Below are 17,462 nucleotides of genomic sequence, written 5' to 3' on the forward strand. Positions count from 1 at the left end.
CCAGGGTACGCAGCGACGGCTACGCTCGACGACGACGGGAGGCCGGCCGGCGGCCTCGCCGTCGCGGGGCCGCGCGTCCGCTCGGTCCCCCACGCCCACGCCCGTCCGGGAGGTCCGCGGTGCAGCTCCACGTCACGATCGACCTGCCCACCGACGTGCGCGACGCGTCACGCCTGCTGGCGGACCCGGCGTACGTGCACGCGAAGGTGCGGGCGTCCGGCGCCGTGGAGCAGCAGGTCGACGTCACGGGCACGGCCGACGACGCCTTCACGGTGACGAGCCGGCGCGCGCTGCCCACCGCGCAGATACCGGCCCACCTGCGGTCGTTCGTGGGCGACCGGATCGACGTCCGGCAGGTCGAGGCGTGGGAGGCCCCGGCCGCGGACGGCTCGCGCTCCGGCACCGTGGTCGTCGAGATCGCCGGCGCACCGGTGCGGCTCACGGGGCGCACGTCCCTGGTGGCCGTGGGCCCCGACGCCTCCCGGGTGGTCTACGACGGCGACGTCCGAGCGGCCGTCCCGCTCTTCGGTGCGGCCGTCGAGGAGGCCGCGGCCGGCGCCGTCCGCGCCGCCCTCGGCGAGGAGGAGGCGGTCGCCGCCCGCTGGCTCGCCGGCGACGCCGACCGGGACGGCTCGACGACCCGCTGAGGCCGCAGCGGTGCACCCCGCGCCGCCACCGCCCGCGGACGGTCCGCGCGGCCGCGGCCCGTCGGCGACCGACGGCGGTCCCGGCACCCGTTCGCGCCACGGGTCACGCGGAGGCCTCCCAGCCGTAACGATTGGATAACGCGAGAGGCGTAAAAACCCCGTCTGACCTGCGCGTTCACTTCCGTGGGATCGCTACCACCACCCGTCTGCGCGAGCCGATCCTTGACACCCGCCCATATCCGGGACGAAGGTGTCCCGCAGTGCGTGGGAACGCTCCCGCGAGACGGTTTCACAGGAGCACACCACGACGGGCCCGACGGCCCACGCGCGACGCAGGTCACAGCCGGTGCGGCTGGGCGGCGGCGGGCGGACTGGATGCACGGCGAGGCCGCCGTCAGACTGACAAGGGAGTCATTGTGCGCAAGACCACACGCAAGGCGTGGGCGCTCGCAGCGGGCGTCATGAGCATCTCGCTGCTCGGCACCGCCTGCTCGGACGGCGGCTCGTCCGCCGAGGGCGGCACGGACGGCGACGAGGCGATCACCCTCACCATCGCCACCTTCAACGACTTCGGGTACACCGAGGAGCTCCTCGCCGAGTACACCGAGCTGAACCCCAACGTGAAGGTCGAGCAGACGCGTGCCGCGCAGTCGGCCGACGCTCGCACGAACCTGACGACGAAGCTCGCCGCCGGCGGCGCCGGCCTGGCGGACATCGAGGCGATCGAGGTGGACTGGCTCCCCGAGCTCGTCGCGAGCGCCGACGCGTTCGCCGACCTCTCGGACGACGCGGTCGAGGGCCGCTGGGACGAATGGAAGGTCGCTGCCGCGACGGCCGAGGACGGCCGCCTGATCGGCTACGGCACCGACATCGGCCCGGAGGGCATCTGCTACCGGGCGGACCTGTTCGAGGCCGCCGGCCTGCCGACCGACCGCGCGGCGGTCGCCGAGCTCCTCGGTGGCGAGAACGCCACGTGGGACTCCTACTTCGAGGTCGGCCGCCAGTTCGTCGCGGCCACGCCCGACGTCGCGTGGTTCGAGACCGCGGGCTCGATCTACCAGGGCATGGTCAACCAGCTGGAGAACGCGTACGAGGAGAGCGACGGCACGGCGAAGCCGCTGGCCGAGAACACCGACGTGAAGGACGCGTACCTCGCGACCGTCACGGCCTCCGCCGACCTGTCCGCCAACCTCGCCCAGTGGTCGGGCGACTGGGACGCCGCGTTCCAGAACAACAGCTTCGCGACGATGCTCTGCCCCGCGTGGATGACCGGTCCGATCGAGGAGCGCGCCGGCGGCGTCACCGGCTGGGACGTCGCGGACGTCTTCCCCGGCGGCGGCGGCAACTGGGGCGGCTCGTACCTGACCGTCCCGGCCAGCGGCAAGAACGTGGACGAGGCCAAGGCGCTCGCCGAGTGGCTCACGTCGCCCGAGACGCAGGTCAAGGCGTTCCTGAACGCCGGTACGTTCCCGAGCCAGGTCGAGGCCTGGGAGTCGGCGGACCTGACGGGCGCGACGAACGACTTCTTCAACGACGCCCCGGTCGGTGAGATCTTCGCCAACCGTGCCGCCGCGATCGACGTCACGCCGTTCAAGGGTGAGAACTACTTCGAGATCCACCAGGTGGTGAGCGACGCGATCAACCGCGTCGACATCGAGAAGTCCGAGACGCCCGAGCAGGGATGGGACAGCGCAGTCCAGGCCTTCAGCAACCTGGACCTGTGACCCACTGACCGGCCGGGGACCCCACGCGGGTCCCCGGCCGGTCCTCCCGTGCGACGGCTCGCCCGCCGCACGGCCCGTCCGAGGGTCCGCCGGCACGACGCGACCCTGAGTCCCCCCGGGTCACCATCCACGCGAGGTCCCTCATGTCCGTGAAGTCACCGGCGCCGGAGCGGGTCATCACCGCCGGCGCCCCCCGGCCACCCCGCCGGGTCGGATTCTCCCAGCGGCTGTCGCGCTGGGACGTCAAAGTCTCTCCGTACCTCTACATCTCCCCGTTCTTCATCGCCTTCGCGATCACGGGGCTCTTCCCCCTCATCTACACGGGATACGTCTCCGTGTACGAGTGGAAGCTGCTGGGTGGCCAGGGCGAGTTCATCGGCTTCGAGAACTTCGCGGCCATCCTCGCCCACGACGTGTTCTGGAAGTCGCTGCGCAACACGTTCTCCATCTTCCTGCTGTCGACGGTCCCGCAGGTCGCCGTCGCCATCGTGCTCGCCGCGCTCCTGGACCAGAACCTGCGCGCCCGGACGTTCTGGCGGATGGGGGTCCTGCTGCCGTACGTCGTCGCGCCCGTCGCCGTCGGCATCATCTTCGGCCGCCTGTTCGCCGACCAGTCCGGCCTGATCAACGCCGCGCTCGGCGTCTTCGGGCTCGACCCGGTCCGCTGGCACGTCGAACCGCTCCCGAGCCACATCGCCATCGCCACGATGGTGAACTTCCGGTGGACGGGGTACAACGCCCTGATCTTCCTGGCCGCCATGCAGGCCGTGCCGCGGGACCTCTACGAGGCGGCGATCATCGACGGCGCCGGTCGCATCCGTCAGTTCTTCTCGATCACGGTCCCCCAGATCCGCGCGACGATCATCTTCGTCGTCCTGACCTCGACCATCGGTGGCCTGCAGATCTACGACGAGCCCCGCGTGTTCGACGAGCTCGGCCGCGGCGGGTCCTCGCAGCAGTGGATGACGACGACCCTGTACCTCTACGACGTGGGCTGGGGCACTCAGCGCAACCTCGGACGAGCCGCCGCCGTGGCGTGGATCCTCTTCCTCATCGTCATCGTCATCGGGTCGATCAACTTCGCACTCAGCAACCGGATCGCGAGCTCGGGCGGCCACGGGCCGCAGCGAAGGTCCCGACGCCAGCGGCGCGCAGCCGCACGTTCCACGAGGAGGCCGTGATGAGTTCCGTCCCCGCGATCCGGCAGTCTGCGGGCGCCGGAGCGGCGCGCGCAGCACGCCGTGCGCGCCCCAACGTCGGCGGCTACGAGCGTCGGCCCGGGATCGTCACCTACGTCCTGCTCGGCGTGGCCCTGCTCGTCGGCATCGCACCGATCTACTACACGCTGCTGCTCGGCTCGTCCGACCCGGTGGCCATCGCGCAGAGCCCGTTGCCGCAGATCTTCCCGGACGCGAGCCTGTTCCAGAAGTTCGGCGAGGTCATGAACTCCAACGCCTTCGACTTCTGGCAGGCGTTCCGCAACTCGCTGATCGTCTCGACGGTCACCGCCGCCTCGACGGTGCTCTTCTCGACGCTCGCGGGCTTCTCGTTCTCGAAGCTGAACTTCCGCGGCCGTCGTCCTCTGCTGGTGTTCGTCATCGCCACGATGGCCGTGCCGACCCAGCTGGGCGTGATCCCGCTGTACATCATCATGGCGAAGATGCAGTGGGTGGGCACGCTGCAGGCCGTGATCGTCCCCGCCCTCGTGACGGCCTTCGGCGTGTTCTGGATGACGCAGTACCTCGAGGAGGCGCTGCCCTACGAGCTCGTCGAGGCGGCCCGCGTCGACGGCGCGTCGATGTTCCGCACGTTCTGGTCGATCGCGATGCCCGCGGCGCGACCCGCCGCGGCCATGCTCGCGTTGTTCACGTTCGTCACCCAGTGGACCAACTTCTTCTGGCCCTCGATCGTGCTCAACCAGACGAATCCGACGCTCCCCGTGGCACTTCGCCTGCTCCAGGCGAACTACTTCGTGGACTACTCGCTCGTCATGGCGGGCGTGTTCATCGTCACCCTGCCGTTGATCATCCTGTTCGTCTTCGCCGGCCGACAGCTGGTCGCGGGCATCATGGCGGGCGCAGTCAAGGGCTGAGGCCCTCGGTGCTCACCTGGTCGGGCGCGCGACACCCGTGCGCCCGACCAGTGACCGAGCAGGTCCGGAGGTAACCTTCGCCTCGTGCGCGGGACGCGGACCATGGCCAGGAGAACACCCAAGCTGCACCCGTGCAGCCACACGAGGGGATGACCAACGGTGGTCGAGAACTTCTCGATGCGCGCAGATCTCGCGCGCCCGGCGGCGCCGACGCTCGAGCAGGTGGCCGAGAGGGCGGGTGTCTCGCGCTCGACGGCGTCGCGCGCGATCAACGGCGGCCTGCGCGTGTCGCCGGAGGCGCTCTCCGCGGTCGAGGCCGCCGTCGCCGACCTCGGCTACACGCCCAACCGGGCGGCACGGTCGCTCGTCACGCGCAGGACGGACTCGATCGCGCTCGTCGTGCCCGAGCCCGACGAGCGGGTGCTGTCCGACCCCTTCTTCGCCGGGACGCTCAACGGGCTCAGCACGTCGCTGGCCGACTCCGACATCCAGGTCGTGCTGGTCATCGCGCGCCCGGGTGAGAGCGAGCGGACCATCCGGTACCTGCGCAACGGGCACGTCGACGGCGCCATCGTCGTGTCGCACCACCGGGACGACGCGCTCGACCAGGCGCTGCTCGCCTCCCGCGTGCCCAACGTCTTCGTCGGCCGCCCCCTGTCGGCGTCCCACGAGGACGTCCAGTACGTCGACACCGACAACACCGAGGGCGGGCGCCTGGCGACCCAGCACCTCATCGACCGCGGCTGCCGCCGCATCGCGACGATCGCGGGGCCGCAGGACATGTCCGCCGGCATCGACCGGCTCGTCGGCTGGCGGGTGGCGATGGAGGCCTCCGGCCTCGACCAGTCCGCGGTGGTGCACGGCGACTTCACGATCACGTCGGGCGCGCGCGCCGCGCGCGACCTGCTCGCACGGTTCCCCGACGTCGACGGGATCTTCATCGCGTCCGACCTCATGGCGACGGGTGCCCTGGGTGTGCTCGCGGAGCTGGGTCGCGACGTGCCGGGTGACGTGGCGATCGTCGGCTACGACAACCTCGGCGTCGCCGCGTCGACCACGCCCCCGTTGACCAGCGTCATCCAGCCCGTCGTCGCCATGGCGCGCGCTGCCGGCGCGCGCCTGCTCGACCAGCTGCACGGTGCGCCCAGCAGCGAACCGCTGATCTTCGCCCCCGAGCTCGTGGTGCGCGCTTCGGCGTGACCGGGGGCATCGCCGCAAGAACCGTCTGACTGGAGTCTCATCTCTTCTTGACATCGGCGGCCCTGCCGCGCAAAGGTGGTCGCAGCGCCGCACAACGGTGTGCGGCGCTCCCGCCCGTCCAGGGCGACGGGAGAGGAGCCGATCATCATCCGTCCCGCCACGACTCCCGAGTCGGCACCCACCTCCCCCGCGCCCCGGTCGGCACCCACCTCCACCACGCGGCGCGGACGAGCGCGGACGACCCGGCGGCGGCGCACGGGCATCGCACTCGCGGTCGTCCTGCTGCTGGCGACCGCGCTGCCGGCCGCCGCCCGGGCTGCCGACCAGCGCTCCCTGCCCCGTCCCGGTGCGGGCGCCGCACAGCCCGACGACGCGCTCCAGGACGAGGACGCCTGGTGCTCGTACCTCGAGTCGCACTACCTGTCGTTCCCGTCGCCATGGTCGGCGCGGGTCATCAACTGCGGCCGGGACGCGCTCGCGGTCGCGCCGGTGTACTCCGACGAGGCGCCCGGCACGTGCGTGGTCGTCCCGGCACGCCACAGCCGTCACCTGGGCGGCAACATCGCGCGGTGGGTCACCGACATCCGGCTCTGCTGACATCACGGCACGGGCCGACCGTGCCAGGGTGAGGCATGAGCGACGACGCTTCCCCCCCGAGCGCGGCCCTACCGGCCGCCACGCCCGCCCTCTCCTCCGCCCCCCTGGCCACCGCGCAGCAGCAGCTCGCCCGCGCCGTCGAGATCCTCGGCTACGACGCAGGCCTGCACGAGGTGCTCGCGACGCCACGCCGCGAGCTGCGCGTCGCGGTCCCGCTGCGCCGTGACGACGGCCGCGTCCAGGTCTTCACCGGGTACCGCGTCCAGCACAACATCTCGCGCGGCCCCGGCAAGGGCGGGCTGCGGTACGCGCCAGGCGTCGACGTGGACGAGGTCCGGGCCCTCGCGATGTGGATGACCTGGAAGTGCGCGGTCGTCGACGTGCCCTACGGCGGCGCCAAGGGCGGCGTCACCATCGACCCGCACGCGCACTCCGCGTCGGAGCTGGAGCGCGTCACGCGCCGCTACACCAGCGAGATCATGCCGATCATCGGACCCGAGCGGGACATCATGGCCCCCGACATCGGCACCGACGAACGCACCATGGCCTGGGTCATGGACACGTACTCCGTCAACCACGGCTTCACGATCCCCGCGGTGACGACCGGCAAGCCGCTCGCCGTCGGAGGGTCGCTGGGACGCCCCACGGCCACGTCGCAGGGCGTGGTGCACACGGCACGCGCCGCTCTGCGGGCGGACGGCGTCGAGCTGTCCGAGGTGAGCGCCGCCGTCCAGGGCTTCGGCAAGGTCGGGTCTCACGCGGCCCGCCTGCTGCACGAGGCCGGTACCCGCGTGGTGGCCGTCAGCGACGAGCACGGCGGCGTGCGCCGCGACGACGGGCTCGACGTGCCGGCGCTCCTCGACCACGTGCAGCGCACGGGATCGGTGACCGGCCTGCCGGACGCGGACCCCGTCACCAACGCCGACCTGCTCGCCCTCGACGTCGACCTCCTCGTCCCGGCGGCCGTCGAGGGCGTCCTCGACGGTGAGACGGCGGCGCGCGTCAAGGCGCGCTGGGTCGTCGAGGGGGCGAACGGCCCCACGACCGGCGAGGGCGACCGCGTGCTCGCGGAGCGAGGCGTGGTCGTCGTGCCCGACATCCTCGCCAACGCGGGGGGTGTCGTCGTCTCCTACTTCGAGTGGGTGCAGGCGAACCAGGCGTACTGGTGGACCGAGGGCGAGATCGCCGAACGGCTGGAACAGCGCATGCTGGCCAGCCACGCGTCGGTCGCCGCCCTGGCGCACGCGGAGTCCGTCACGCTGCGCGAGGCGGCCATGACGATCGGCGTGCGGAGGGTGGCCGAGGCGCACCTCATCCGCGGGCTGTACCCCTGAGCGACCGGCCGGTCAGTGCAGCACGTGCGGCCCGGCGTCGACCGGTGGGTCGGCGGCGGGCCGCGCGGACGTGCGCACCAGCTCGGCCGTGCGGCCCGCCGGCGTCCGCACGCCGCACCCCTCGGGCCCGGGCGTGACGGTGCCGCCGTCCTGGAGGACGGCCAGGACGGAGCGCTCGGTCGCGGTCGCGTCGGCCGGTCCGGCCATGAGCGTCGCGACCACCGGACCGAAGGTCAGCGTGGAACCGTCGAGCCGCCACGTCCCCCGCACGCGGTTCACGCCCGCGTACCCGAAGACGACGCCGTCACCCTCGAAGGTCAGCCAGGGCGGGCCCTGCAGCCCCGCGGCGGGTTCGGCGCCGTCGATGCGCGCGACCTGCCAGGTCCCGTGCAGCCAGGGAGCGTCCGGGATGCCGCCCGTCAGGTCGGCGGTCGTCGGTTCGTCCTGCCCGTGCTCGCGCATGGTCGATCATGGCACCCGCCCCGGCGGTCCGCCCGCGGGGCGGACGACGACCGGGCCGCTCAGGCGCGCGGCAGGCGCTGCACCCAGTCGGCGAGCTCGACGCGCGGACCGGTGTAGAACGGCACCTCCTCGCGGACGTGCAGCCGCGCCTGCGTGGCGCGCAGGTCACGCATGAGGTCCACGATGCGGTGGAGCTCCGGGGCCTCGAACGCGAGCAGCCACTCGTAGTCACCGAGCGCGAACGACGCCACCGTGTTGGCGCGCACGTCGGCGTAGTCGCGCGCCGCGGCACCGTGCTCGTGCAGCATGCGGCGACGGTCCTCGTCGGGCAGCACGTACCAGTCGTACGACCGCACGAACGGGTAGACGCACAGGTAGTCGCCCGCGGGCTCGCCCGCCAGGAAGGCGGGGACGTGCGCGCGGTTGAACTCCGCCGGCCGGTGCAGGCCGACGACGGACCACACGGGGGTCAGGTGGGCGCCGAGGGCGCTGGCGCGCAGCCGGTGGTACGCGGCCTGCACCTGCTCGACGGTCTCGGCGTGCCACCACACCATGAGGTCGGCGTCGGCCCGCAGGCCCGCGACGTCGTACCACCCGCGCACGACCAGCCCGCCGTCGGCGGCGACGGCACGCTCGGCGTCCGCGACGACGGCGGCGCGCTCGGCGTCGTCGGCGGGCAGCGGGGTGTCGACGGCGAAGACGGACCACATCGTGTAGCGGATGCTCGCGTTCAGCGCGTCGGTCGGGGCGGGGACGGCCTGGGTGGTCACGGGCTCTCTCTCGGCTCGGGATGCGGGGCGGGGTGGGCGGGCGCGGTCAGGACCAGGGGTCCGTCGAGCACGCCGCCGGGCGGCCGGAGTCGACGCCGGCACGCATCCGGCAGCAGCCGGGGGCGCACACCGAGCGGAACGCGGGCAGGTCGCCGGCGGTCGCCTCGGCGGGGCGCGGCAGGCCGGCGGCGTCCGCGCGGGCGATCGCGGCGCGCTCCACGAGCAGGTCGACCAGGCCGCGGACGAACGCCTCGCGCACCCCGACGGAGTCCGCGCGCACGGCGGTCATGCCCAGCTCCTGCGCGGTCTCGAGCGCCTCGGTGTCCAGGTCGAAGGCGACCTCCATGTGGTCCGAGACGAAGCCGATCGGCGAGAGCACCACGGACGTCGTGCCCGCCGCGGCGAGCGTGCCGAGGTGGTCGTTGACGTCCGGCTCGAGCCACGGCTGGCTCGGCGGGCCGGAGCGCGAGCAGAACGCCAGGTCCCACTCCACCTCGCGGCCGAGGCGCTCCGCGACCGCCGCGGCGACGGTGCGCGCGACGTCGAGGTGCTGCTCGCGGTACGAGGCGCCGGCGACGACCGACGCCTCCTCCATCGTGTCGGGGATCGAGTGCGTCACGAAGACGAGGCGGGGCCAGGCCGCGTCGGCCGCGACACCCTGGTAGGCCTCCACGACCGCGTCGACGTTCGCCTGCACGAAGCCGGGGTGGTTGAAGTAGGACCGGACCTTGTCGACCGCCATCGGGTGGGTGCCCTCGGGCGCGCCGACCCGCGTGGCGAGGTCGCTCAGCGCGGTCCACAGGTTCTCGCGGTACTGCCGGCACCCGGAGTACGACGAGTACGCCGACGTCACGACCGCCACGACCCGCCGCGCGCCGGCGGCGTAGGCCTCCGCGAGCGCGTCCGTCGTGTACGGCGTCCAGTTGCGGTTGCCCCAGACCACCGGGACGTCGAGGCCCCGGCGCTCGAGCTCGGCCTGCAGCGCGGCCCGCAGCGCGAGGTTCTGCTCGTTGATCGGGCTGCGCCCGCCGAAGTGGTGGTAGTGCTCGGCGACCTCCGCCAGGCGCTCGTCCGGGATGTTCTTGCCCGCGGTGACGTTGCGCAGGAACGGCAGGACGTCGTCGGGGCCGTTCGGGCCGCCGAACGAGAACAGCAGGACGGCGTCGTACGGCGCGAGCCCGGCCGGGTCGCCCGGGGGGACGGAAGGCAGCTCGGTCGTGGGGGGAGTCACGGGAAGCACAGGACGATCATCGCACCGCACCCTGGTGGGCAGCGGAGGGCGGGAGGGGGTCCGCGACGTGATCTTGTCGCGACAGACCGTCACCTCGTCCGCCGGGCCCGCGCAGGAGCCCGCCGTCACCCTGTCGGGGCTCCCCCTCGGCGTGCGCCGACCCCGGTCCCGCTCTACGGTCGTGCTGGCGCAGCCCGCGCCCGCAGAGGAACCGGAGCCAGAGCGATGACCGAGCTGTGACGCGCGGCGGACGGCACGCCGCCCCCGAGCTGGCGCGCCGCTACGTGCTCGGGGACCAGCTCGGCCAGGGTGGCTCGGCGCAGGTCTTCCGGGCCGTCGACACCCGGCTCGACCGGCCGGTCGCCATCAAGGTGTTCCGCCTCGCCGACGCCGACACCGCCCAGGTGCGTCGGTACGCGCAGGAGGCGCGCGTGCTGGCCGACCTGTCCCACCCCTCCCTCGTGGCCCTGCTCGACGTGGGCGCCGACGTGGTCGCCGGGGTGGGGCCCGTGGCGTTCCTCGTCATGGAGCTCGTCGAGGGACGCACGCTGCGCGAGGTGGTGGCGGACGGCCCGCTCGACGCGGCGACGACGGCCGACGTCGGGTACCAGCTCGCGCAAGGGCTGGCGCACGCCCACCGCGCGGGCGTGGTGCACCGCGACGTGAAGCCGTCGAACGTGCTGGTCGCCGACACGACGCCGGCGTCCGGGCGCCGCGACGCCCCGGGGCTGCCGGTCGTCCTCGCGGACTTCGGCATCGCCGCCTCCGACGCGGCCCGCCACGCCCACCCCGACGACCGCGCCACGGCGGGCTACCAGAGCCCCGAGCAGGCCCTCGGCGAGCCCGCCGGCGCCGCGAGCGACGTGTACTCCCTGGGACTCGTGCTGCTCGAGTGCCTCACGGGGCGCCGCGCCTACCCGGGCGACCCGCTGACGGCGTCGCTCGCGCGGCTGCTGCACGGCCCGCAGATCGCCGACGACGTCGACCGCGAGTTCGCGGCGCTGCTGCGGGCGATGACGCGCACGGACCCGCTGCAGCGACCCACCATGGTCGCGGTCGCCGCGGAGCTGCGCGGCCTGCGCCGCCAGCGGCAGCGCGAGCAGCAGCGGGTGCAGCCCGTCCGCTGACGGACCGGCCCGCCCGCGCCCGTCAGGCGCTGTGACCCGCCATGGAGGAACGACCCGCGCACGGCTCGGCGTCCAGCGCGTCGGCGATCGTGTCGGCCCAGGCCGCCACGGCCTCCATGTCGCGGTGGTCGCCCTCGCGCGCCCGCCCACCGGCGATGATCGCGCGCTCGGTGAAGGACAGCACGGAGCGGTCGAGACGACCGCGGAAGCTGCGGTGACCGCGGGCGCCGATGCGCTCGCACAGCGCGGCGACCTCGAGCGGCGAGTTGGCGGAGTTGGCCGGCTGCGTCGCGAGGCCGGACGAGAACGTCCACACGGGCCGGGCGCGCAGCTCCTGCGCGCAGCGGTCGGCGAGGTCGCGGGCCGCGGGCAGCCAGTGGGCGGTGTAGACCGCCGAGCCCAGGACCACCGCGTCGTGCTGCGCCACGGTCGTGACGTCCTCGGGGGCACTCTGGTCGACCTCGTGGCCGCGGGCGCGCAACCTCTGCGCGACCACGTCGCCGATCTCCCACGTGCCCTGGTGGCGCGAGGCCACTGCCAGCAGGATGCGCATCGTTCCCCTCCTTCGCCGTCCGACCGGCGGGCCCGGCGCCCTCCGTCGGTCCATCGTCGTCGGGGTGGCTGCGGATGTCGTGGGCCGGAGGTCCCCGCAGGGGTCAGCCGTCGGGTGACTCCTGACGGTCCGGACCGGTGGGATCGGGCAGGTCACGCTGGGCGAGGCGCAGCCGTGTGCACAGGCGCTCGAGCGTCGTGAGCTCGTCGGGGCTCAGGGCGCCGCCGACCAGCGCGTCGATGGACCGCGCGTGGCGACGCCCGATCTCGCGCTGGCGGAGCGCGCCGGCGTCGGTCAGGTGCACCGCCTTGCCGCGCCGGTCACCCTCGACCGGCGCGCGCCGCACGAGCCCGTCCGCCTCGAGCCGGTCGACGAGGCGCGACAGGCTCGGCTGCGTCAGGAGGCTGGACTCGGCGAGCTCGCGCAGGCGCAGCGCGCGCTGCGGGGCACGCGACAGCGTGTACAGCACGTCGTACTCGTGGATCGAGCTGCCGCCCCACACGTCGTCGCGCGCGAACCGGCGCATGAGGGTGACCTGGGCGCGGAACAGCGCCTCCCAGGCGTCGACCGACGCCCGGACGTCGGAGCCGCCGGCAGCGGACGCGAGGCGTCCCGCGGCCGTGCGGTCCGCGCCGCCGTGGTCGCGGGGCGGGTCGGCGTCGTCGACCATCGCGGGACCACCTCCTCGCGCACCGGGTACGTCGGCGCCGCACCGGGCGACGCGCAGGCATCATGTCACCACGCCCCGCGCGGTCCGGCGCGCCGCCGGGCCCCGGCGCACGTCTACGCTGGGGCGATGAGCGAGACGGGCACGACGTACCTGCTGGTGGACGGCGAGAACATCGACGCCACGCTCGGCTCCTCGATCCTCGGCGGGCGGCCGACGCCGGACCAGCGCCCGCGCTGGGAGCGGGTGCTCAGCTTCGCGCAGCAGACCTGGCAGCAGCCGGTCAAGGGGCTGTTCTTCCTCAACGCGTCCAACGGCTCGCTGCCGATGTCCTTCGTGCAGGCGCTCACGGCCATCGGCTTCGTGCCGATCCCGCTGTCGGGCGAGACGTACGAGAAGGTCGTCGACATCGGCATCAAGCGCACGCTGGAGGCCATCGCGGGGCGCGACGGCGACGTGATGCTCGCCAGCCACGACGGCGACTTCGCCCCCGAGGTCGCCCAGCTCGTCGACGCGGGACGGCGCGTGGGGCTGCTGGCCTTCCGCGAGTTCACGAGCCAGTCGCTGGCGACGCTGACGACGCGCGGGCTGCAGACGTTCGACCTGGAGTCGGACGTCGCGGCGTTCAACGTGCAGCTGCCGCGCCTGCGGATCATCCCCCTGGAGGAGTTCGACCCGCTGCGCTACCTGTGAGCGCGCCGACGGCCGCGCCCCGGTGCGGGCGCGGCCGTCGGGCCGCCGGGGGTCGGCCGCTCAGCCCTCGCCGAAGCCCTGCGTGAGCGCCTCGTCGATCGTCGAGCGCACGTGGTCCGCGTGGTAGCCGTCGGGTGCCATGAACTCGATCCCGTGCGCCGTGCCGGACACCTCGGTGACGATCGACGTCTTGTCGTTGCGCACCACCAGCGCGCTGTCCGCCGCCGGTACCTGCGGGTCGTCGGTCGAGGAGAACACCTGCAGCGGGCCGGCGAACTGGTTGGCCTCCGCGCGGGCGTCCACCTCGCCGTAGGTGGCGGGCGGGCTCAGCGCGACGACGGCGACGGCACCGAGGTCGTCCGCGAGGCCGGCGGCGAGCGTGCCGCCGGCGGACGCGCCGACGAACGCGACGCCCTGGGCACCGGTCGCCCGGAGCAGGTCCAGCGTCGCCTGGAAGCCTGCCTCCCCCGACGTGCCCCAGTCGTACGTCGCGACGAGGTAGCCGGCGCCCGCCAGGCGCACCAGCTCGTCCGCCCACTGGCAGACGTCGCCGTCGACCTGGGGCGCGAACAGGACGGCACGCTCGCCGGCGCCGGCCCAGGCGACCTTCGTGGCGGACCCCGCCGCTCCGACGTCGGCGAAGGCGACGCCGTCCGAGAGGCACTCGGGAGGAGGCGCCGCCGCGATGGCGACCGGTGCGCTCTCCAGCATGGTCGGTGTGGGGGCGTCCGCCTGCGCCGCCTCGCCGGTCTGCGGTCCGGGCTCGGTGCCGGCGGAGCACGCGCCGAGGAGCGCCAGTGCCAGGATCGGCGCGGCGAGGGATCTGACCCGCCGGGAGGTGGGCGTCGGACGGGGGGGCACGGAGGCGTTGGGCTGGCGCACAAGCGATTCCTAGGCGGTGCCGGCGCCCGCGACAAGCGGATGCCGCAGGCCTAAACGTTTTTGGACGTCGTCCCCCGACGCCCGTGCCACCGGGCGGGCACCCGGGCACGCGAGGCCGGACGCGCTAGCGTGAGGTCATGCCGACGCTGTTCACCCGCATCATCGACGGCGAGCTCCCCGGTCGCTTCGTCTGGGCCGACGACCTCGCGGTCGTCGTGCTCACCATCGCGCCGATCACCGACGGTCACGCGCTGGTGATCCCCCGCGCCGAGGTCGAGCAGCTCACCGACGCACCCGACGACCTGCTCGCCCACCTGGCGACGGTCGCCAAGACCGTCGGGCGGGCGCAGCAGGCCGCGTGGGGCGCGCCGCGCGCGGCGCTGCTCGTCGCCGGGTTCGAGATCCCGCACCTGCACCTGCACGTGCTGCCCGCGTGGGACGAGTCGAGCCTCAGCTTCTCCCGTGCGCGCACCGACGTCCCCGCCGCGGAGCTCGACGCGGCGGCGACCCGCCTGCGCGACGCGCTGGTCGACGCCGGCCACGGTGCGCACGTGCCACCGGACGCGTCGTCGCCCCGGCTGTGAGGCACGCGGTGCGATGACCGCAGCGGGCCGGCACCTGCGGGCACCACGCTGAGCGGGACCTCCCGCCGCGCGGCGCTCCGCGAGCGCGTGGGGCTCGGGACGGACCTGCGGGTGGTCACCGTCGCGCCGGCGCTGCGCACGTTCCTCGCCACGGAGGCCGGCAGCGCGGTCGTCCTGCTCGTCACGACCCTCACCGCGCTGGTGTGGGCGAACTCGCCGTGGCGTGAGACCTACACGGCCCTGTGGCACACCACCGCCGGCGTCTTCGTCGGCGACGCACGCCTCGAGCTCGACCTGCAGCACTGGGTCAACGACCTGGCGATGGCGGTGTTCTTCGCCGTCGTCGGGCTCGAGATCAACCGGGAGGCGACCCGCGGCGAGCTGCGGGACCCCCGCGCGGTCGCCGTCCCGGCGCTGGGCGCCCTGGGCGGGCTGCTCGTCCCCGTGCTGATCTTCCTGGCCCTCAACGCCGGGACCGACGCCGCGCACGGGTGGGGCGTGGTCATGTCCACCGACACCGCGTTCCTCGTCGGCGTCCTCGCCCTGTTCGGGCCGCGCTGCCCCGACCGGCTGCGCCTGTTCCTGCTCACGCTCGCGATCGTCGACGACATCGGGGCGATCGCGGCCATGGCCGTGTTCTACACCGACGACGTCGACCTGCGGGCTCTCGTCGTCGCCGCCGTCCTCGTCGCCGTGCTCGTCGGGCTGCGCCGGCGCCGCGTGTGGCGCCTGGCGCCGTACGTGGGCGTCGGGGTCGCGCTGTGGGTCGCGGTGCTCGCCTCGGGCGTCCACGCGACGATCGCCGGGGTCCTCGTCGGGCTGCTGGTGCCCACGTCGCTGCCGCAGGACCGCCGCCGGCAGGAGGTCGCGGTGCGCGCCCGCCGGTTCCTGTCGGAGGGCGGCGCGGACCGCGGGCACGCCGCCGCGGTCGCGGGCCGGGCCGCGGTCGCCACCGGCGACCGGCTGCAGCGGGCGCTGCACCCGTGGAGCGCGTACGTCGTCGTGCCGCTGTTCGGGCTCGCCAACGCCGGGGTGCGGCTGGACGCCGCGACGCTCGCCGACGCCTTCGGCTCGCGGCTGACCGTCGGCACCGCGGTGGCACTCGTGGTCGGCAACGCGGTGGGCATCACGGGGGCGGCGACCCTCGCGCTGCGGCTGGGCCTGGGTGACCTGCCCGGGCGCGTGCGCTGGGGTCACCTCGTGGGCGGCGCGGTGCTCGCGGGCATCGGCTTCACGATCTCGCTGTTCATCGCGCAGCTCGCCTTCGACGACCCGGTGCTCCTCGAGCGCGCCAAGATCGGCGTGCTCGCGGGCTCGCTCGTCGCGGCCGTCGCCGGCTCGCTCCTGCTGCGCTGGCTGGGCGAGCGCCTGCCGCTGTGCACCCCGCCGCGCCTGCCGCCGACCCTGCCGCCTCTCCCCTGGCGCACGGCCGGGTGACGCCGCGGGGATCACACCGCCGGGTCGTCGGCTCCCCACGTGGCCAGACGCAGCGTGCGCGCGTCCGTCGCGAGGATCGCGCCGGCGTGCTCGCGCAGCGACGCGACCGTGTCGGCACCCGCCCGCACGAAGCGCCCGGACAGCGTGTCGAGGTCGCCGGCGGCGAAGCCCAGGACGAGGGCCGCGACGTCCTGCGGGGACGTCCACTGCGTCCGGTCGGCGTGGACGGGCATCGCCGCGGTCATGTCGGTGGCCACGACACCCGGCGCCAGGTCCAGGACCCGCAGGCCCGCGTCGCCGTACTGCCGGTGCAGCTGCGTGGTGAACCGCGCGAGCGCGCCCTTGCTGATCGCGTACCCCGTGTAGGACTCCATGGCGCGGTGGCCGGCCCCGGAGTTGATGTTGAGCACCCGCCCGCCGCCGCGCGCGAGCATGCCCGGCAGCACCGCGTGCGTGACCAGCAGCGGCCCCCGCACGTTCGTCTCCACGACGCGCCAGACGTCCTCGACGTCGTCGGCCGCGAACGGCAGCTCGGCTCGCTCGATGACGCCCGCGTTGTTGACGAGCAGGCCGATCCCGCCGTCCGTGGCCAGCCCTGCCTCGACACGGGCCACCGCGTCCGCGACGGCCGTCGCGTCCACGAGGTCCGCCGCCGCGACCGTCACCGGCGCACCGAGCGCGCGGGCCTCCTCGGCCACCTCCTCGAGCCGCTCACGGGTGCGCGCCACGAGGCCCAGCGCGTAGCCGTCGCGGGCCAGCGCCAGGGCGATCTCGCGGCCGATGCCGCGGCCGGCGCCCGTGACGAGCGCCGTGCGGGGGATGTCGGGTGTCGGGTGGGCCGGGGCGTCCGGCGAGGCGGCGGTCACCCGACCATCGTGACGCAGGACGCGCGCCGCCGCGCCCGGCGACCGCGGGGCGGCGCTCACGCCGCGTCGACGACCTCCCGCAGCGCCTCGAGCTCCACGCGTCCCCGGTACGGCACCCCGTCGACCAGCAGCGTCGGCGTCCCCGGCACGTCGAGCTCGATCCCGCCCTCGTAGTCCGCCTGCACGGCCCGCGCGTACTGGTCCGCCCCCGCTCCTGCGACCTCGTCGGGGTCCAGCCCCAGCTCACGCGCGTACCCCGCGAGGTCGTCGTCGGTGAGCGCGTCCTGGTGCGCGAACAGCAGGCGCTGCATGTCCCAGAACTTCCCGTGCGCCGCGGCGGCCTCCACCGCGAGCGCCGCCGCCAGGGCGTGCGGGTGCACCTGGAACAGCGGGAAGTGGCGCCACACGAGGCGCACCCGACCCCCCGACTCCTCGACCAGCCGCCGCAGCACGGGCTCCGCGTCACGGCAGTACGGGCACTCCAGGTCCCCGTACTCCACGACGGTCACCGGCGCCGCCGGGTCGCCCAGCACGTGCCTGTCGGGGTCGGTGCTGACCGCGGGCGGGGCGTCGGGCGATGTCATGCGCTCAGCGTG

General features: G+C 74.2%; 19 protein-coding genes. 11 read left to right on the plus strand and 8 right to left on the minus strand.

The window, feature by feature from the left end; genetic code table 11:
• The first annotated feature begins 119 nt into the window (after positions 1-119).
• The 7 genes from NP075_RS12540 to NP075_RS12570 all read left to right on the plus strand — a co-directional run bounded on the left by NP075_RS12540 (position 120) and on the right by NP075_RS12570 (position 7,594).
• Positions 120-647: a DUF2505 domain-containing protein gene (locus NP075_RS12540; RefSeq protein ID WP_227565508.1), complete on the plus strand. Its 528-nt coding sequence runs from the start codon at positions 120-122 to the stop codon at positions 645-647.
• 416 nt (positions 648-1,063) lie between these two features.
• Entirely contained in the window at positions 1,064-2,371 is a 1,308-nt protein-coding gene (locus NP075_RS12545) for an ABC transporter substrate-binding protein (RefSeq protein WP_227565509.1), read from the plus strand.
• Between the two features lie 143 nt (positions 2,372-2,514).
• Positions 2,515-3,552: a carbohydrate ABC transporter permease gene (locus NP075_RS12550; protein ID WP_227565510.1), complete on the plus strand. Its 1,038-nt coding sequence runs from the start codon at positions 2,515-2,517 to the stop codon at positions 3,550-3,552.
• A complete protein-coding gene (locus tag NP075_RS12555; RefSeq protein ID WP_227565511.1) occupies positions 3,552-4,463 on the plus strand; it encodes a carbohydrate ABC transporter permease in 912 nt (303 codons plus the stop codon). Before NP075_RS12550 ends, NP075_RS12555 begins: the two co-directional genes overlap by 1 nt.
• A gap of 177 nt (positions 4,464-4,640) precedes the next feature.
• Complete coding sequence (locus NP075_RS12560; RefSeq protein ID WP_255630357.1) at positions 4,641-5,663, plus strand: LacI family DNA-binding transcriptional regulator; 1,023 nt, start codon at positions 4,641-4,643, stop codon at positions 5,661-5,663.
• 75 nt (positions 5,664-5,738) lie between these two features.
• Positions 5,739-6,260 (plus strand): hypothetical protein, encoded by a 522-nt coding sequence (locus tag NP075_RS12565; RefSeq protein ID WP_227565513.1) that lies wholly within the window; start codon positions 5,739-5,741, stop codon positions 6,258-6,260.
• 35 nt (positions 6,261-6,295) lie between these two features.
• Entirely contained in the window at positions 6,296-7,594 is a 1,299-nt protein-coding gene (locus NP075_RS12570) for a Glu/Leu/Phe/Val family dehydrogenase (protein WP_227565514.1), read from the plus strand.
• A gap of 12 nt (positions 7,595-7,606) precedes the next feature.
• Here the strand turns inward: NP075_RS12570 and NP075_RS12575 are convergent, their stop codons facing one another.
• The 3 genes from NP075_RS12575 to NP075_RS12585 are packed head-to-tail and all read right to left on the minus strand — an operon-like array spanning position 7,607 to position 10,057.
• Positions 7,607-8,056 (minus strand): META domain-containing protein, encoded by a 450-nt coding sequence (locus tag NP075_RS12575; protein ID WP_227565515.1) that lies wholly within the window; start codon positions 8,054-8,056, stop codon positions 7,607-7,609.
• Between the two features lie 59 nt (positions 8,057-8,115).
• On the minus strand, positions 8,116-8,826 hold the full coding sequence (gene hemQ, locus NP075_RS12580) for a hydrogen peroxide-dependent heme synthase (protein WP_348519249.1): 711 nt from the start codon (positions 8,824-8,826) through the stop codon (positions 8,116-8,118).
• Positions 8,827-8,872: 46 nt separating this feature from the next.
• Positions 8,873-10,057, minus strand: a complete 1,185-nt coding sequence (locus NP075_RS12585) for a ferrochelatase (protein ID WP_227565516.1) — start codon at positions 10,055-10,057, stop codon at positions 8,873-8,875.
• 236 nt (positions 10,058-10,293) lie between these two features.
• Between NP075_RS12585 and NP075_RS12590 the strand changes: the two genes are divergently transcribed.
• The gene (locus NP075_RS12590) at positions 10,294-11,184 is read left to right on the plus strand and encodes a serine/threonine-protein kinase (RefSeq protein WP_227565517.1); all 891 of its coding nucleotides are present in this window, start codon (positions 10,294-10,296) and stop codon (positions 11,182-11,184) included.
• A gap of 22 nt (positions 11,185-11,206) precedes the next feature.
• Here NP075_RS12590 and NP075_RS12595 read toward each other — a convergent pair whose 3' ends face one another.
• Positions 11,207-11,737 (minus strand): flavodoxin domain-containing protein, encoded by a 531-nt coding sequence (locus NP075_RS12595; RefSeq protein WP_227565518.1) that lies wholly within the window; start codon positions 11,735-11,737, stop codon positions 11,207-11,209.
• Positions 11,738-11,840: 103 nt separating this feature from the next.
• Complete coding sequence (locus tag NP075_RS12600) at positions 11,841-12,407, minus strand: MarR family winged helix-turn-helix transcriptional regulator (RefSeq protein ID WP_227565519.1); 567 nt, start codon at positions 12,405-12,407, stop codon at positions 11,841-11,843.
• A gap of 126 nt (positions 12,408-12,533) precedes the next feature.
• Between NP075_RS12600 and NP075_RS12605 the strand changes: the two genes are divergently transcribed.
• Positions 12,534-13,097 carry an NYN domain-containing protein gene (locus NP075_RS12605; protein ID WP_227565520.1) on the plus strand — a complete coding sequence of 188 codons (564 nt, stop codon included), beginning with the start codon at positions 12,534-12,536 and terminating at the stop codon, positions 13,095-13,097.
• Positions 13,098-13,157: 60 nt separating this feature from the next.
• Here the strand turns inward: NP075_RS12605 and NP075_RS12610 are convergent, their stop codons facing one another.
• Complete coding sequence (locus NP075_RS12610) at positions 13,158-13,958, minus strand: alpha/beta hydrolase (protein ID WP_227565521.1); 801 nt, start codon at positions 13,956-13,958, stop codon at positions 13,158-13,160.
• A 158-nt stretch (positions 13,959-14,116) separates the two neighbouring features.
• Between NP075_RS12610 and NP075_RS12615 the strand changes: the two genes are divergently transcribed.
• Both NP075_RS12615 and nhaA read left to right on the plus strand, forming a co-directional pair.
• Positions 14,117-14,563, plus strand: coding sequence for an HIT family protein (locus NP075_RS12615; protein ID WP_227565522.1), 447 nt, complete (start codon positions 14,117-14,119; stop codon positions 14,561-14,563).
• 111 nt (positions 14,564-14,674) lie between these two features.
• The gene (gene nhaA, locus NP075_RS12620) at positions 14,675-16,000 is read left to right on the plus strand and encodes a Na+/H+ antiporter NhaA (RefSeq protein ID WP_227565523.1); all 1,326 of its coding nucleotides are present in this window, start codon (positions 14,675-14,677) and stop codon (positions 15,998-16,000) included.
• A gap of 11 nt (positions 16,001-16,011) precedes the next feature.
• On the opposite strand, the gene NP075_RS12625 is transcribed toward nhaA, so the two are convergent.
• Entirely contained in the window at positions 16,012-16,866 is an 855-nt protein-coding gene (locus NP075_RS12625; RefSeq protein WP_227565524.1) for an SDR family NAD(P)-dependent oxidoreductase, read from the minus strand.
• Between the two features lie 56 nt (positions 16,867-16,922).
• Positions 16,923-17,450, minus strand: a complete 528-nt coding sequence (locus NP075_RS12630; RefSeq protein WP_227565525.1) for a DsbA family protein — start codon at positions 17,448-17,450, stop codon at positions 16,923-16,925.
• Positions 17,451-17,462 lie beyond the last annotated feature (12 nt).

The sequence above is a fragment of the Cellulomonas wangsupingiae genome, assembly GCF_024508275.1.
Classification (GTDB): domain Bacteria; phylum Actinomycetota; class Actinomycetes; order Actinomycetales; family Cellulomonadaceae; genus Cellulomonas; species Cellulomonas wangsupingiae.

Coding starts and splice junctions, on each gene's coding strand:
- NP075_RS12595 (WP_227565518.1), bottom strand. CDS start 11,737: ATGCGCATCCTGCTGGCAGTGGCCTCGCGCCACCAGGGCACGTGGGAG.
- NP075_RS12600 (WP_227565519.1), bottom strand. CDS start 12,407: ATGGTCGACGACGCCGACCCGCCCCGCGACCACGGCGGCGCGGACCGC.
- NP075_RS12550 (WP_227565510.1), top strand. CDS start 2,515: ATGTCCGTGAAGTCACCGGCGCCGGAGCGGGTCATCACCGCCGGCGCC.
- NP075_RS12575 (WP_227565515.1), bottom strand. CDS start 8,056: ATGCGCGAGCACGGGCAGGACGAACCGACGACCGCCGACCTGACGGGC.
- NP075_RS12605 (WP_227565520.1), top strand. CDS start 12,534: ATGAGCGAGACGGGCACGACGTACCTGCTGGTGGACGGCGAGAACATC.
- NP075_RS12630 (WP_227565525.1), bottom strand. CDS start 17,450: ATGACATCGCCCGACGCCCCGCCCGCGGTCAGCACCGACCCCGACAGG.
- NP075_RS12560 (WP_255630357.1), top strand. CDS start 4,641: ATGCGCGCAGATCTCGCGCGCCCGGCGGCGCCGACGCTCGAGCAGGTG.
- NP075_RS12555 (WP_227565511.1), top strand. CDS start 3,552: ATGAGTTCCGTCCCCGCGATCCGGCAGTCTGCGGGCGCCGGAGCGGCG.
- NP075_RS12615 (WP_227565522.1), top strand. CDS start 14,117: ATGCCGACGCTGTTCACCCGCATCATCGACGGCGAGCTCCCCGGTCGC.
- NP075_RS12570 (WP_227565514.1), top strand. CDS start 6,296: ATGAGCGACGACGCTTCCCCCCCGAGCGCGGCCCTACCGGCCGCCACG.